Source organism: Roseomonas genomospecies 6 (assembly GCF_008365375.1).
Classification (GTDB): domain Bacteria; phylum Pseudomonadota; class Alphaproteobacteria; order Azospirillales; family Azospirillaceae; genus Azospirillum.
Map to the genome: position 1 here is coordinate 235951 of NZ_QOKW01000002.1, position 14068 is coordinate 250018.

General features: G+C 70.3%; 14 protein-coding genes and 1 tRNA gene. 8 read left to right on the forward strand and 7 right to left on the reverse strand.

Annotated elements, in window-relative coordinates; genetic code table 11:
- Positions 1 to 92: 92 nt before the first annotated feature.
- From DS843_RS03560 to DS843_RS03570, 3 genes are read right to left on the reverse strand one after another with little or no spacing between them, the layout of a single operon-like run.
- The gene (locus tag DS843_RS03560) at positions 93 to 2771 is read right to left on the reverse strand and encodes a DUF2339 domain-containing protein (protein ID WP_149467526.1); all 2679 of its coding nucleotides are present in this window, start codon (positions 2769 to 2771) and stop codon (positions 93 to 95) included.
- A 44-nt stretch (positions 2772 to 2815) separates the two neighbouring features.
- Positions 2816 to 3586 carry a DUF72 domain-containing protein gene (locus DS843_RS03565; RefSeq protein WP_149467527.1) on the reverse strand — a complete coding sequence of 257 codons (771 nt, stop codon included), beginning with the start codon at positions 3584 to 3586 and terminating at the stop codon, positions 2816 to 2818.
- Positions 3587 to 3629: 43 nt separating this feature from the next.
- The gene (locus DS843_RS03570; RefSeq protein WP_149467528.1) at positions 3630 to 3980 is read right to left on the reverse strand and encodes a hypothetical protein; all 351 of its coding nucleotides are present in this window, start codon (positions 3978 to 3980) and stop codon (positions 3630 to 3632) included.
- Positions 3981 to 4187: 207 nt separating this feature from the next.
- Here DS843_RS03570 and DS843_RS03575 point away from each other — a divergent pair, with 207 nt between their 5' ends.
- Together DS843_RS03575 and DS843_RS03580 are read left to right on the forward strand one after the other, a co-directional pair.
- A complete protein-coding gene (locus DS843_RS03575) occupies positions 4188 to 5504 on the forward strand; it encodes a lytic murein transglycosylase (protein ID WP_149467529.1) in 1317 nt (438 codons plus the stop codon).
- A gap of 7 nt (positions 5505 to 5511) precedes the next feature.
- Positions 5512 to 5901: a YkvA family protein gene (locus DS843_RS03580; protein ID WP_149467530.1), complete on the forward strand. Its 390-nt coding sequence runs from the start codon at positions 5512 to 5514 to the stop codon at positions 5899 to 5901.
- Positions 5902 to 5919: 18 nt separating this feature from the next.
- On the opposite strand, the gene DS843_RS03585 is transcribed toward DS843_RS03580, so the two are convergent.
- Entirely contained in the window at positions 5920 to 6339 is a 420-nt protein-coding gene (locus DS843_RS03585) for a secondary thiamine-phosphate synthase enzyme YjbQ (protein WP_149467531.1), read from the reverse strand.
- Between the two features lie 93 nt (positions 6340 to 6432).
- Between DS843_RS03585 and DS843_RS03590 the strand changes: the two genes are divergently transcribed.
- The 3 genes from DS843_RS03590 to DS843_RS03600 all read left to right on the forward strand — a co-directional run bounded on the left by DS843_RS03590 (position 6433) and on the right by DS843_RS03600 (position 7857).
- A complete protein-coding gene (locus DS843_RS03590; RefSeq protein WP_149467532.1) occupies positions 6433 to 6876 on the forward strand; it encodes an SRPBCC family protein in 444 nt (147 codons plus the stop codon).
- A gap of 121 nt (positions 6877 to 6997) precedes the next feature.
- The gene (locus tag DS843_RS03595) at positions 6998 to 7636 is read left to right on the forward strand and encodes a nitrogen fixation protein NifQ (RefSeq protein ID WP_149467533.1); all 639 of its coding nucleotides are present in this window, start codon (positions 6998 to 7000) and stop codon (positions 7634 to 7636) included.
- A gap of 135 nt (positions 7637 to 7771) precedes the next feature.
- A tRNA-Tyr gene (locus DS843_RS03600) sits at positions 7772 to 7857 on the forward strand.
- A gap of 74 nt (positions 7858 to 7931) precedes the next feature.
- Here the strand turns inward: DS843_RS03600 and DS843_RS03605 are convergent.
- The 3 genes from DS843_RS03605 to DS843_RS03615 all read right to left on the reverse strand — a co-directional run bounded on the left by DS843_RS03605 (position 7932) and on the right by DS843_RS03615 (position 9395).
- Complete coding sequence (locus DS843_RS03605) at positions 7932 to 8303, reverse strand: hypothetical protein (RefSeq protein ID WP_286191914.1); 372 nt, start codon at positions 8301 to 8303, stop codon at positions 7932 to 7934.
- Between the two features lie 29 nt (positions 8304 to 8332).
- Entirely contained in the window at positions 8333 to 8737 is a 405-nt protein-coding gene (locus DS843_RS03610) for a response regulator (protein ID WP_149467534.1), read from the reverse strand.
- Between the two features lie 265 nt (positions 8738 to 9002).
- Positions 9003 to 9395, reverse strand: a complete 393-nt coding sequence (locus DS843_RS03615; protein WP_149467535.1) for a hypothetical protein — start codon at positions 9393 to 9395, stop codon at positions 9003 to 9005.
- Between the two features lie 512 nt (positions 9396 to 9907).
- Here DS843_RS03615 and DS843_RS03620 point away from each other — a divergent pair.
- The 3 genes from DS843_RS03620 (at position 9908) to DS843_RS03630 (ending at position 14055) form a co-directional block, all read left to right on the forward strand.
- A complete protein-coding gene (locus DS843_RS03620; protein ID WP_149467536.1) occupies positions 9908 to 11356 on the forward strand; it encodes an ATP-binding response regulator in 1449 nt (482 codons plus the stop codon).
- A 252-nt stretch (positions 11357 to 11608) separates the two neighbouring features.
- A complete protein-coding gene (locus DS843_RS03625) occupies positions 11609 to 12238 on the forward strand; it encodes a calcium-binding protein (protein ID WP_167525186.1) in 630 nt (209 codons plus the stop codon).
- 80 nt (positions 12239 to 12318) lie between these two features.
- Positions 12319 to 14055, forward strand: a complete 1737-nt coding sequence (locus DS843_RS03630; RefSeq protein WP_167525187.1) for a type I secretion system permease/ATPase — start codon at positions 12319 to 12321, stop codon at positions 14053 to 14055.
- Positions 14056 to 14068 lie beyond the last annotated feature (13 nt).

Genomic DNA, 14068 nt, shown 5'->3' on the forward strand with positions numbered 1-14068 from the left:
GGTCTCGGACCTCCCTGGTTGCGCGCTTGCGCGTTGACAGGTGCGCTTGCGCGTTCGTTATGCGCCATCGGAACGCGGGAGGCCGCCGCCTGTCAACCGGACTGTTCGCCCAACCGATTGTCCGCCTCGCCGCCACCGCCCTGGAGCCGCCGGTAGAGATAGCCGACGCCGATCAGGCTCAACCCCAGCCCCAGGAAGGAGGCGACGCGGTAGAGCCCGCCCAGCTCGGCCATGTCGCTGAGGAAGACCTTGGCCACCACCGCCAGCATCAGCGCCATCGCCACATGACGCAGCCAGCCCAGCCGGAAACGCAGGGCGGCGACCAGCATCAGCACCGCCGCCGCCAGGAAACCGGCGGAATAGCCGTACCATTCGGCGTCCGGCAACTCCGGCCCCGACAGGACCGGCCCCTGGAAGGCGTGGCGGATCTCCAGCGCCAGATTCATGCCGAGCAGCGCCAGCGGCAGCAGCGCCACCCAGGGACGCAGGCGGGCCGGCAGCGGCTCCACCCACAGGAACAGAAGTCCGAGCAGGCCAGGAAGCCCATAGGCGAGAAGCAGCGTGTTCGCCACCGGCCACGTTCCCACGCCCTCTCCGCTCCACAGCGGGTTCAGGACGGCCAGATGCAGCGCCGCCGCCTGGACCGCCGCCAGCCCGGCCAGGATGCGCCGTCCCCACACCGCCACGGGCCGCGCCCGCCAGCGCCGCTCCGTCGCCAGCACAAGGGCCAGCGCCAGCCAGACCAGCGTGTGAAGCGCCACCTCGCGCAGCGTGTCGGGCGGCTCATCCAGCGTGCCGCGCGTCAGGGCCTGGATGCCGAGCGACAGCAGCAGCGTGACGAAGGCCAGCCCGCCGGCCTCCAGCAGCGCGACCACCCTGTCATCGCCCCTGCCATCGCCCCTGCCATCGCCCTTTCCGTCGGGCGCGGAGCGCAGCCAATGGGCGGCCAGGAAGAAGCCCGCTGCCGGCAGGCCGTAGCCGTAGACGATCCAGCCGAGCCCCTCGCCTCCATACTCCAGAACATACGGGTTCAGCGCCAGCCGGACCAGGACGGCGCCCGCCACCAGCAGGATCACCGCGCGCAGCGAGCGCAGCCCCATGCGCCGCTCCAGCCACGCCAGAACCGGGACCTGCGCGGCCAGCGCCACGGTCAGCCACGCCTCCCGCAGCATCATGACGGCGCCGAGGCTGAGCGCCCCGGCGGCCCCCGCAGCGAAGGCGGCCAGCCCGAGGGCGATTCCCGGCTGGTGCCGATGCCGCGCCAGCGGGCTGGTTCCGGCGACCAGAAGGGCCGCCAGCAACAGGCTGGCCATCGGCCACAGCGTGTCGGCCCGCGGCGGGTCCAGCCGCCAATAGGCCAGCGCCAGAAGGACCACCGGCATCCAGGCCGCCAGCGACGACCACAGCGCCGCCCGCCCCGACCGCCACAGGGCGAGGAAACCGCACATCCCGTACAGCAGGGCGAAGCCGGCCACCGCCCACAGGAACCGCCCGGACTGGAGCGGCAGTCCCGAACCGGGCGGCGGTACGATGGGGTGCCCGTCCACGGTGACGGCGGGCGGCGGCAGGGGCCAGCGCGGCACCGTCCAGCCGGCGAAGGCCAGCAGGATGGCAAGGGCGCCGATCCAGGCGATGCCGGCGATCCGCTCGATCCTCCGCCCCGCGGCGATGCACAGCAGCCCGAACAGGGCCAGCATCACCAGCGATCCCGTGCGGTGCCCGTCCACGGTGACGAGCATCGCCGTCAGCAGACCCAGCACCGTCACCGCCGCGACGGCCAGACGGTCGGCGCGCGGGCGCCCCTTCCAGCGCAGCATGTCGAACAGGGAGGTGCGCGGGACCGCCTCCACCGGCCCCGCCAGAAAAGCGGGCATCAGGAACAGCCCCGCCGTCAGCAGCAGATAGATTCCGACCGGCAGGGCATCGCCGGGGCTCCAGCCGCCCACATACCAGACCGGCACCCAGCCCGACGCCCCGACCAGCGTGCCCAGCCCCAACCAGCGCCAGCCACGCCACAGCACCACCGTCATTCCGGCTCCGGACAAAGCCACCAGATAGGCGAACAGGCCCCAGGCGGACCCTCCGATGGAGGAGACCAGGAGCGGCGTCGCGAAGCCACCGAGCAGCCCCAGAGCGGCGATGTAGGGTCCCTGCAACAGCGACAGCGCCATGCCCAGCACGGCCAGCCCGCCGAGCAGCGCGAAGGCCACCGGCGGCGCGAACAGGCCGTAGAGCACATAGCCGCCATAGACGCTGGCGAAGCCCGTGAACAGACCCGCCGCGGTCAGGGCCGGGGGCACCGGGTCGCGGCTTCCCGGTTCGGTGACCCCTCCACGGCGGCGCAGCCACTCCCCGCCGACCATCAGCGCGGCGGCGGACAGCAGGCCGAGCGTCACGCGGACGCCGGGGCCGAGCCAGCCCTGCTCCATCGACATCTTGATGAAGAAGGCCGCCGCCAGGGCGACCGTTGCCCCGCCCAGCCAGATCAGCCAGCGCCCGGCCAGCGCGTCCTCAAGACGGCTCCAGATGGAGATGGGGGGTGAAGGCGGCTCCGGCGGCAACTGCGGAGGGATCGGAGCCGGGTCCGGCGGTGCCTCCGCTGCGGCAATGGTATCCACGACGGGGACATTGACCGGCTCGGCAATCGGAGTCCCCCGCATCCCCTCCAGCGCCAGCCGCAGCCGGGCGATCTCACGCTCCTGCGCCGCCAGACGGCGGTTGAGCCGGTGGGCGACGATGGCCCCGGCCAGCAACAGAAGGATGACGTCCATGCCCGACCGCCCCGGCTGCGCTTGCTTTGCCGGAACGATAGCGGTCAGGCGGGGGGCTTGTCTCTCTGACCTATAGAGGCATCCAAACGGCCCATGATCGTCAGCGCGTCGTCGACCGCGTGGAAGTCCGCCGTGTTGTCGAAGACGCACCAGACCGGACGGTCCCGCGCCTCGTCCCGGAAGCGCCGCGCCAGCCGGTCCAGCGCATCCAGCGGGTAGGCGCTGCGGTACATGACCGGCGATCCGTGCAGGCGCCAGTAGCGGAACCCGTCCCAGCCCGCCGGCTCCGCCGCCTCGGGCACCGGGGCCGGGTCGGCGGCGGCGCGGGCCACGGCGTGGTCCACCAGCAGGCGTTCCGGCTCGGGCGCGAACCAGCTCGGGTGGCGCGGCTCGCACACCACCGGCCCGGCGAAGCGCTCGCGCAGGGCCACGAAGAAGGGTCCGGCCACCGCCGCGTCGAAGCGCAGCGTCGGCGGCAATTGCACCAGAAGCGGCCCCAGCCGCTCGCCGGCATGCCCGACCTCGTAGAGGTAATGATCCAGGAGCGCCGCGCAGTCCTTCAGCCGCCGCTCGTGCGTGACGGTGCGCGGCAGCTTGACCGCGAAGCGGAAATCCGGCGGCGTGGAGGCCGCCCAGCGCTCCCAGGTTTCCGGCTTGTGCGGGCGGTAGAAGCGGCTGTTGACCTCCACCATCGGGAAGACGCGGGCGTAGCGCTCCAGATGCGTGCCCTCCGCCGGGAAGGCCGGGGCGGAGGGTTTCGGGATGCTCCACCCGGCGCAACCGATGCGGATGGCGTTCAAGGTCCCTTCGGCCAAGCCTCTGCTCTCCATGGACGCGTGCGGGCGCGGGGTTCCCGCCTTAGAACAGCGTCGGCTGCCGCTCGTCCCGCGGCGGGACGCTTTCGGAGCGGTCGGCGTCCGCGATCAGCCGGGCCATCTCCCGGCGCGCCTTCTCCGCTTCGTAGCCGCCGCGGTAGCGTCCGACAAAGCCCTTCCGGCAGGCCCGGCTGAACCTCTGCGACGCGGTTTCCCAATCGTCGCCGGGGCGCAGCCAGCTTACATAGGTGGTGCCGGTGCGCGGATCGGTGCGGAGGTAGCGGCCATGCCCCTTCGGACCCCGCACCCATTGGCCGGGATTCAGGCGCAGAGCCCCCCGCGCCAGCAGCAGGGACACCTGCGGGGTGAGTTCGATGGTCGGGAAATACGGCATGGCAAACCCTCTCGGCGGCGCGCCGGGGGGCGGGCCGCGAACGTCTTTCTCGTGATTTCGGAGTGCACTGGATATGGGCATTCCGGCCCGTTTGTTCAAGTTTTGTTCATGGTCAAGCCCTGGCTGTCCCCTGAACTTGTCCATTGAGTGAAAGGGCCGTCCGTCCTAGGCTCCGGCACAGCTTTTCCCTGATGGTCACGAGAGCGCATGCGCCCCCTGCTGTCCCTTCCCGCCCGCCTCCTGCTCGCCACCGCGATCCTGGCCGGCTGCCAGACGACCGACGCCCCGCCCGTTTCTGCAAACACCGTGTCCGGAACCGCGAAGGCGTCCGCCGCCGCTCCGGCCAGCGTGGCGCCGACGCCGGCCCAGCCCGCCGTCAGCTTCGCCGACTGGCTGAAGTCCCTGCGCGCGGAGGCGCTCGGCCAGGGCATCCGTCCGCAGACCTTCGACCGCGCCTTCGCCAACGTGAAGCTGTCGGACCGGGTGGTGGAGCTGGACTCCTCCCAGCCGGAGTTCAACCGCCAGCCCTGGCAGTATCTGGACAGCGCCGTCAACGAGCGGCGCATCCAGAACGGGCGCCAGCGCATCCAGGACAACGGCGCGCTGCTGCGCCGCGTCAGCCAGCGCTCCGGCGTCCCGGCGGAGATCCTGGTGGCCTTCTGGGGCGTGGAGACCGATTTCGGCAACTTCACCGGCGGCTTCTCCGTCGTCGACGCTCTGACGACGCTGGCCTACGAAGGCCGCCGCGCCAGCTATTTCCGGACGGAGCTTCTGGCCGCGCTGCGCATCCTCGACAGCGGCGACATCCCGCCGGAGCGGATGAGCGGGTCCTGGGCCGGCGCCATGGGCCAGACCCAGTTCATGCCGACCATCTTCCTGAAGCACGCCACCGACGAGGACGGCGACGGGCGGCGCGACATCTGGGGCAGCCTGCCCGACGTCTTCGCCTCCACCGCCAAGTTCGTGCAGGCCAACGGCTGGCGCGCGGGCGAGCGCTGGGGCGAGGAGGTCACCTTGCCCGCCGGCTTCCCCTACGACCAAGCCGAATACAACATCTCCAAGCCGGTGTCCGAATGGCGCCGCCTGGGCGTCCGCCCCCTGAACGGCGGCGAACTGGCGGGCGGCGAGGAGGAGCGGGCCGCCGTCCTGATGCTCGCCGGGGCGCAGGGGCCGGCCTTCCTGGTCCGCGAGAACTTCCGGGCCATCATGAAGTACAACCCCTCCACCAGCTACGCGCTGGCGGTGGCGCTTCTGTCCGACCGTCTGGCGGGCCGGTCCGGCGTGCAGGGAAGCTGGCCGCGCCACGAACCGGCGCTGAGCCGCGATGAGCGGGTCGAGCTTCAGGAGCGCTTGGCGTCGCTGGGCATGGAGCCGGGGACGGCGGACGGCATCGTCGGCGCCAACACCCGCAACGCCGTGCGCCGCTTCCAGCAGTCGATCGGCGCCGTGCCGGACGGCTTCGCCACCAAATCCCTGCTGGAGCGGCTGCGCCAGAGCGCGGCCCCCGCCCCGGCGGCCGGTTAGCAGCGGGATGCTGGCGGCGGCCAAGGCGTGGGCACGGCGGATCAAGCGCGACGTGATCGCGCTCTATCTGGCGGCGCGCGACCCGCGGACGCCCTGGTACGCCCGCGTGGCCGCCGCCGCGGTGGCGGCCTACGCGCTCAGTCCCATCGACCTGATCCCGGATTTCGTGCCGGTCCTGGGATACCTGGACGACCTGCTGATCGTGCCGCTCGGCATCCTGCTGGTCATCCGCCTGATCCCGGCGGAGGTGCTGGAGGAGCATCGCACCGCCGCCGCCCGGCAAGCCGAACGACCGGTCAGCTACGCCGCGGCGGCCCTGATGGTCGGGCTGTGGCTGGTTGCCGCCGTCGCCCTGTATTGGTGGCTCGAACCGCATCTGGAGAACTGGCTGCGGTGAGGCCGCGAAGGCCCGCGCCTACTCCCCCAGCAGATGCAGCGCCAGCGTCCGGTCGTGGGGCCGGGTCCGGTGCTCGAACAGATAGATCCCCTGCCATGTGCCCAGCGCCAGCCGCCCGTCCAGCACGGGAATGGAAAGCTGCACCGTGGTGAGCGCGCTGCGGATGTGGGCGGGCATGTCGTCCGGCCCTTCCAGCGTGTGGTCGTAGAGCGCCGGGTCCTCGGCCACCAGCCGCTTGAAGAAGCGCTCCAGGTCGGTGCGCACGTCCGGATCGGCGTTCTCCTGGATGACCAGGGATGCCGAGGTGTGCCGGCAGAAGACGGTCAGCAAGCCCGTCCCCATGCCCTGCCCGGCGACCCAGCGGGCCACCGGCTCCGTCACCTCGAACAGGCCCTGGCCGCGGGTCCGGGTGGTCAGCGTCGTGACGGCCTGCCGCATGTTTGTCGCCCTCCCTATTCGATCCCGCGTCTTGGAAGCGGGGCATCCATATACCAAATCGCTTGCTATTCCCGACCCAACAACAGGTGATCCATGGAACTGAACGGCCAGTACCGGATTCCGGCGGCGCGCGAGCGGGTCTTCACCGCGCTCTGCGATCCCGCCGTTCTGCAACGCTGCATCCCGGTGCTGGAAGAGATGGACCGGCTGTCGGACACCGAATACGCCGCCCGCGTGCGCGCCACCGTGGGTCCGCTGAACGCGCGCTTCGCCGGGCATGTCCGGGTGGCGCCGGAGGACGCGCCGCGCTTCTACATCCTCTACGCCGAGGGCAAGGGCGGTCTCGCCGGCGCCGTCAAGGGCGAGGCCCGCATCACGCTGGAGGAGGTGGACGGCCACACGCACCTGTCCTTCACGCTCGCGGCGGCGCTGGGCGGCGCCGTCGGGCGGCTGGCGGTCAAGCTGGTCAAGGCCAAGGCCGACCGGGTGATCGACGGCTTCTTCGAGCGCTTCACGGCGGAGGTCGTGAACGGTTGAGGCGAACGCCGGGCAGGCGGCGACAACGCACCTGCAAAAAACCACTTCGCAGTTGTGGGAATTTGATCCACCATAACGGTCATGACCGTACCGAAACCCCCGATGCGGGAGTTCGCCGACCATGATCGCCGCCCCGGCCCTTGCTTCGCATACTCATCCGCCCGCTGACGCGCTGGACAGCCTTCCGGATGGTCCGGCGCTCGACCGGCTGCTGTTCGCGCGCATCCTGGGGCTGGCCGCGCAGCATCCCAGCCGCGCCGTCACGGCTTCCCTGGGGCTGACGCGCGACGCGCTGGCGGAGTTGATCCGGCGGCACGCGGCGGGGTTCGCCGATCTCCTCTCCACCCTGCCGGAAGACAGCGGGGAGGACGCCATCGAGGAGGAGGACCTGCGGGCCTTCCTGCTCGACCACCGCGCCGCCGGGACCGTCGAGGAGGAGTGGCTGGCCGCCATCGTCGCCCGCCGTTCGCTGGAACCGAACCATCTCTGGCAGGACATGGGCTTCGCCGACCGGCGGGAACTGAACGCCATGTTCCGCCGCCACTTCCCGTCGCTGGTCGCGCTGAACGGCGCCGACATGAAATGGAAGAAGTTCTTCTACCGCCAATTGTGCGAACGCGAAGGGCTCATGCTCTGCAAATCCCCGAACTGCGAGGTGTGCGACGACTTCGCCGCCTGCTTCAGCCCGGAGGACGGCGACCCGCTGAGCGCGCTGGCCCGTGCCGCCCGTGGCGAAGGAGGGTCTGGCGAAGGGGCGTGAACAAAGAAACGATGCGAACGAAGAAAGCCGCTTGACCCACGCCGCGTCACCCGTTAGATATCGCCACCCGCCGCACGGAAGGCCAGTCAAGGCCGGACGGATGGCAGGACTCCGATGGTCGCGTCAAGCATCAGCGGAAGGGTGGCCGAGTGGTTAAAGGCAGCAGACTGTAAATCTGCCCGCGTACGCGTACGCTGGTTCGAATCCAGCCCCTTCCACCATCTGACGCGGCCGGTTCATGACAGGGTCATGACCGGCCGTTTTCTTTTCCGGACACCGCTGGATTGTTCCCGCCTCAGCGCGGCTGGGCTCCCAGATCCTCGAAGGTCAGCCCCTTGTCGGTGCGGGTGAAGCGGCCCTTGCCGTTCACGCTCATCACCGGCAGCCCCGGCTGCGGCGCGAAGCGCGCCTCGTAATAGCAATCATACTGCTTGTCGTCCGGCTTGGGCGCGCCGTTCCTGTATTTGGTGTCCACGCAGCCTTGTTTGCGGAAGCCGTCGAACCCGCGAAAACCACCCTGCCCCTGCCCGTCCAGCGCCCGTTTCGTGTGCGCCTCCACCAGCTTGCGCATGTCGGATTCGCCCGGTTCCCCGGAGCAGGCGGCCAAGGGCAGGATCGCCAGACCGCAAACCACCGCGCGCCGCACCACAACGCCCACGCCCGTCACGCCACCCATCCCCTCACTCGCCCGCCCATTCACTTGCCGGCCAGCAGGCGGTCCACCCGCTCCTTCAGGGCGCCGAAGGATGGCGGCTTCACGACGAAGCCGTTGACCCCCAGGGCCATGGCCTTCTTCACGATTTCGGATTCCGTGTGGTTGGTCAGGAAGACCACCGGCGTGCGGCGGTTCCGCACCTCCGCGCTGGCCCGCAGTTCGGCCAGGAATTGCAGGCCGGACACCGGCTTCATGTCGATGTCGCAGACGATCACGTCCGGGGTGCTGCGGATGCATTCCTGCATGCCGGTCTCCCCGTTGTCGGCCTCGGCGATGGAGCGGAAGCCGATCTGGGAGAGGATCTGCATGATGGTCCGGCGCACGAAGGGCTGATCTTCGATGACCAGGATGCTGAATTGCCCGTAATCGACCGGCTTCCTGTCCATCGCCGCACCCTCCTTCGCCCGAGCCCGGGAACTGGCCAGGGAACTGGTGGGACCAGCCCTTGGTCATGCAGTCGAACACTGATAAATCGACTCCGCCGTGCGAGCAACCAAAGGACGGTTACAACTTTTAAAAATTGATGGATTCCTTGCGGCGGAAGGTGGGCGGCAGGGCACGGCGAAGGGCCGCGGGACAACGGGCGTGGGACAAGGGCCGCGGGACAGGGCACGGCTCCCACGCTCACCGCAGACCGGCGGCGGACCGGCGCTACCGCCGGCTGGTTCCCTGCAACCCCAGGAGGAACGCGATCACACCGGCCACGAACCGGCGCTCCGGGTGCAATTCATGGACGGCCACCGCACGCCCCGCGAAGGACAGCGCCGCCTCCGCCACGCCCACCGGGTCGGGGCAGACCTCGCCGTCGATCTCGAACCGGGCGACGGTCTTGGCCAGTTCGCGCACCGCGGTCAGCGGCGGAATGCACATCAGGAAGCGGGCGCTGGAAACCGGCGTGTAGCCGCAGCGCTCGAACATGGTCTTCACGGTCACCGGCACCCCCGCCGGCCCTTCGGTCCCGACCTGATAACGCAGCAGCCGCTTGGCCCGCTCCTCCACCGCCTCGGACCAGCCGGCGGTGGCCGTAATCAATGGGTTGATCAAACCTGCCTCCAATACACCAGTCACGGGCCGCGCCGCGCCATGGACATCAGGTTGTTCGCCAAACGAACAACATCAAGAAAATCCCGCATGGTGGAATCCCGCGTCCGTTCGCTTGCGAGGCAACCGGCTTGCCGGCTTTCCGCACCGCCTTGAGGGTCCAACCGTTCGGCCCATGCGCAATGCGCACCCTCGTCGCCGCGGAAACGGCGCCTGCAGCATCAACAGCGCGGGCGCCGTCCTTGTGCCACCTTCATGCCGCCGGGTGCCGGTTGCGGTGCCGGCCCGTCGTCTGCAATACACGTCGGATACGCGACAATATGCCGCCTTTTTCGGCATCGGGTGTCGCCACCCCCTCCCGACAGCCTTGGGGTGATGACGAGGCACGGCGCGCACGCCGAAATCATCGGTCGGCACGACAACATTTCCTGATCTGCTCTGTTGGGCCTGACGGACGAGAGCGACTTGTGAAAGTCGGTTTGCGGCGGTGAGCGGGGGCCATCGTGGAGACACACATGACGAAACATCCGGATCTGGACAAACCGGACGAGGCCAGGACAAACACCGGAGAGCAGTTGCGGGAAAGCCTGGGGGCACTGAACCGCAGCCTTGCCGAGGGGGCCCGGACCGCGGACCACCTGCGGCGCGACGCCAGCCGTCTGGTGGAGGAAAGCGCGCGTCTGGCCAACGAGCTGGTCGAACAGCGCCGGGAGATGATCCGGCTTCGCGAACGGCTGCACCACGCCGAAGACCGCCGCCACGAGCGGGAGGAGGAACTGCGCCGCGCCCGCGAGACGGCGGAGCGGGCCGACCGGGCCAAGACGCGTTTCCTGACCTCCGCCAGCCACGACCTGCGCCAGCCGATCCAGGCGGCGGCCCTCTACGCCCACCTCCTGCGCGGCGCGGTCGGCTCCAACCCCGCCGCACGGGAGACCGCGGACCTGCTCCAGGCGTCCATCGACAGCCTGAACGGCATGCTGAGCGGCTTGCTGGACCTTGCCCGGCTGGAGGCCGGCGCCGTCGACATCTCGATCACGGAGTTCCACCCGGACGCGCTGATGCGCCGTCTGGCCCAGGACTTCCAGGAGGCCGCCACGGCGGAGGGGACAAGGCTGCGCGTCCGCACCTCCGCCGCCCCGGTGTCAACCGACGCGCGGCTTCTGGAGCGGATACTGACGCATCTGCTGTCCAACGCCATCCGCCATGGCGGGGGAAGGGGAAAGCGGGTGGTCCTGGGATGCCGGCGGCGCCCCGGCGCGCTGGAGTTCCAGGTATGGGACGACGGGCGCGGCATTCCCCCCGACGCCCGCGCTGCCATCTTCGAGGAGTTCCACCAGCTCGACAACCCGGAGCGGAGCGCCACCAAGGGTTTCGGTCTCGGCCTGCCGCTGGTGGCGCGCATGGCCCGTCTGCTGGGCCTCACCCTGGACATGCGCTCGGAGGTCGGGCGGGGGACGGTCTTCACGGTGACCGTTCCGCGCCCCACTCCCGCGCCCGAACGCAACCGCCGCCTGACCGCCGCCGCCCGCGCCATGGCGGCCGCCGCCACCGGCGCCGCCGCCACGGCTCCCCCCGCCACCTCCCCCACCGACCGCATGCGGGGCCGGCGGGTGCTGCTGGTCGAGGACGACGAGCGGGTGCGCCACGCCATGACCATGCTGCTGAAGCGCTGGGGCGTCCAGGTGATCGCCCTCGGCTCCGCGGAGGAGCTGGCCGCGCGCCTGCCCCGGCTGCGCAACCGCCCCCACGTCGTTCTGGCCGACCACCGCCTGCCCGGCGGGCAGACGGGCCGCACGGTGGCTGAACTGGTGCGCCGCCGCTGGGACGTCCCGGTCATCATCATCACCGGCGACACGGCCCCGGAACGGCTCCGCGAGGCCCGCGCCATCGGTTGCCGCCTGCTGCACAAGCCGGTGGAGCCCGCCGACCTCGCCACCACGCTGGGCGAGGTCATGGAGCGGTGAACGGCCCCCCGGCCCGGCGCGCGCAGATGGTCGATGAGGGCGCGCAGCCGGGGCGGCACCGTCCGGCGGCGTTGACCGGCGCGTCTTTCCGGTCCTGACCAGAACTGTGAAGCGGACAACAGTGCCGGATGCGGTCTTCGGCAAGAATGGCTGTGCAAGGGCGAGGTTCTCAGAGCGAACCGGCAAGAAGAAAGCCGAATGAAGCGCCTCCCCCTATGCATGGCACAATCCCCGATCCGAAGGAAACGCATCATGGCAAACGTGTACGGCACCAACAACGCTGACTTCCTCGACATGATCAAGTACGGCGTCAGCAATGACTACGTGCAGGGCTACGACGGCAACGACACCATCATGGGCTGGTACGGCAACGACACGCTGGATGGGTGGAACGGCAACGACGTGCTCTATGGCGAGGCGGGCAACGACCTGCTGATGGGCTATTACGGTGCCGACACGCTCTATGGCGGCAGCGGCGACGACAAGCTCTACGGCGAGAGCGGCTATGACAAGCTGTACGGCGGCGACGGCAACGACACGCTGAGCGGCGGCGACACCTTCGACGACCTCTACGGCGGCATGGGCAAGGACCAGCTCACCGGCGGGGCCGGAGCGGACTGGTTCTACTTCGAGACGAAGGACAGCGGCGACATCTACGCCGGTCAGGCCGACACCATCACCGACTTCAAGGACGAAGACCAGATCTGGCTGAAGGGCAATTACAGCTACGCCGGGAACACCAGCACGCCCGCCGACGGCCAATACAGCATCTGGCAGAAGGACGGCCACTATGTCGTGACCTGGAACGCGGCGAACGACACCGGCTATCACGACCTGATCGTGAAGGGCGACAACCCGATGGGCGACATCTCCTTCTATTGATGCGCCTGACGAGGTCCCGGGCGCGCCGTCCTTCCCGGCGCGCCCCTTCTCCCTTTCAAGACGACAGGAGCGCCCTTCCCATGGCCGCAAGGGAATCCCGCCACACCCCTCCAGCCCTGCGCGCGCTTCGGCGGCGCATCGGGACCGGCCTCGCCGCCGCGGGCGGGTTCAGCGTCTTCCTCGCCCTGATCCAACTGGCGATGCCGCTCTACACGATGCAGGTCTACGACCGCGTGCTGGGCAGCCGCAGCGTGGAGACCCTGGTGGCCCTGTCGCTTCTGGCGCTGGGCTGCTTCGCCGTGTTCGGTCTGGTCGAGGCCATCCGCGGGCGGCTGACCCAGGCCATGGGCCATCTGGCGGCCCGCAGCCTGACCATGGACGCGCTGGAGGCGTCGATGGGCGGCCTGCTGCGCGGCGGCGGCAGCCGCCCGGCCCAGGTGCTGCGCGACGTGAACGAACTGCGCCAGTTCCTGTCCGGGCCGAGCATCACGGCACCGCTCGACGCCGCGCTCAGCCTCGTCTTCCTGCTGTTCCTGACGCTCATCCACCCGCTCTACGGCCTCGTCTGCGGGGGCAGCATCCTGCTTCTGGTGGCGGTGAGCCTGCTGGGCCGGATGCTGACCATGCCGGGCGCGGCGGCGGCCAACCGAGCCCTGTGCCGCCACGGCGCCGATGTCGAGGCCGCGTCCCACAGCGTGGAGGCCGTCGCCGCCATGGGCATGATGGGCAACCTGCGGCGCCGCTGGGAGGCGGCGCAGGACGATCACCTGCGGCTGGTCAACGAGACCACCAGCCGGGCGCAGTCCGTCGCCTCGCTCGCCAAGGTCTGCCGCATGACGGCCCAGGTGGCGATCCTCGCCGCCGGCACCATGCTGGTGCTGGAACGGCAGGTGTCGCCGGGCAGCATGCTGGCCGCCTCCATCCTGATGGGCCGCGCGCTGGCCCCCTTCGAACAGTTGATCGACTCCTGGCGGAACTGGTCCTCGGCCCGCGAGAGTTTCCGCCGCCTGCGCGGCCTGTTCACGGCGGACGCGGCGTCCGGCACGGGTGCCCCCCTGCCCCGGCCCAGCGGGCATCTGCTGCTGGACCGCGTGACCTACGTCCCGCCGGGTGCGGACCGCCCGACGCTGCGCGGCATCTCCTTCTCGGTCGAACCGGGCGAGGCGGTGGGCATCGTCGGCCCCTCCGCGGCGGGCAAATCCACGCTGGCCCGCCTGCTGGTCGGCGTTCTGGAGCCGACCCAGGGCGGCGTCTATCTCGACGGCCACAACGTGTGGCGCTGGCGGCGCGACGACTGCGGTCGGCATGTCGGCTACCTGCCGCAGGGCGTCAGCCTGCTGGGCGGCACGGTGGAGGACAACATCGCCCGGCTGGGCGACCCCGACCCGGCGCTGGTGACCGCGGCGGCGCGGCGGGCCGGCGTGCACGAGATGATCGGGCGCCTTCCCGACGGCTACCGGACGGAGATCGGCGAGGGTGGCGCCCTTCTCTCCGGCGGGCAGAGGCAGCGCATCGCGCTCGCCCGCGCACTCTACGGCGACCCCCGCCTGATCGTCCTCGACGAGCCCAACGCGAACCTGGACCAGTCCGGCGAGGCGGCGCTCCTGCAGGCCATCGCGGAGGCCAAGGCCGGCGGTGCCGCCGTGGTGGTGATCGCCCACCGCGCCTCCGTCCTCAACGCCGTGGACCGCATCGTCGTGCTGCGCGACGGCATGATCGACCAGACCGCCACGCGGGCCGAAATGGTGCGGCGGATGGGCGCCGTCCCCGCCCCTGCTCCCGCCGCTGCCCCTGCTCCCGCCGCTGCCACCCTCTGACCGGAGATTTCGA

Excerpts from the sequence above, each read along its gene's own strand:
- DS843_RS03575 (WP_149467529.1), top strand. The coding sequence starts at position 4,188 with ATGCGCCCCCTGCTGTCCCTTCCCGCCCGCCTCCTGCTCGCCACCGCG.
- DS843_RS03585 (WP_149467531.1), bottom strand. The coding sequence starts at position 6,339 with ATGCGGCAGGCCGTCACGACGCTGACCACCCGGACCCGCGGCCAGGGC.
- DS843_RS03625 (WP_167525186.1), top strand. The coding sequence starts at position 11,609 with ATGGCAAACGTGTACGGCACCAACAACGCTGACTTCCTCGACATGATC.
- DS843_RS03595 (WP_149467533.1), top strand. The coding sequence starts at position 6,998 with ATGATCGCCGCCCCGGCCCTTGCTTCGCATACTCATCCGCCCGCTGAC.
- DS843_RS03590 (WP_149467532.1), top strand. The coding sequence starts at position 6,433 with ATGGAACTGAACGGCCAGTACCGGATTCCGGCGGCGCGCGAGCGGGTC.
- DS843_RS03610 (WP_149467534.1), bottom strand. The coding sequence starts at position 8,737 with ATGGACAGGAAGCCGGTCGATTACGGGCAATTCAGCATCCTGGTCATC.
- DS843_RS03630 (WP_167525187.1), top strand. The coding sequence starts at position 12,319 with ATGGCCGCAAGGGAATCCCGCCACACCCCTCCAGCCCTGCGCGCGCTT.
- DS843_RS03580 (WP_149467530.1), top strand. The coding sequence starts at position 5,512 with ATGCTGGCGGCGGCCAAGGCGTGGGCACGGCGGATCAAGCGCGACGTG.
- DS843_RS03620 (WP_149467536.1), top strand. The coding sequence starts at position 9,908 with ATGACGAAACATCCGGATCTGGACAAACCGGACGAGGCCAGGACAAAC.
- DS843_RS03570 (WP_149467528.1), bottom strand. The coding sequence starts at position 3,980 with ATGCCGTATTTCCCGACCATCGAACTCACCCCGCAGGTGTCCCTGCTG.
- DS843_RS03560 (WP_149467526.1), bottom strand. The coding sequence starts at position 2,771 with ATGGACGTCATCCTTCTGTTGCTGGCCGGGGCCATCGTCGCCCACCGG.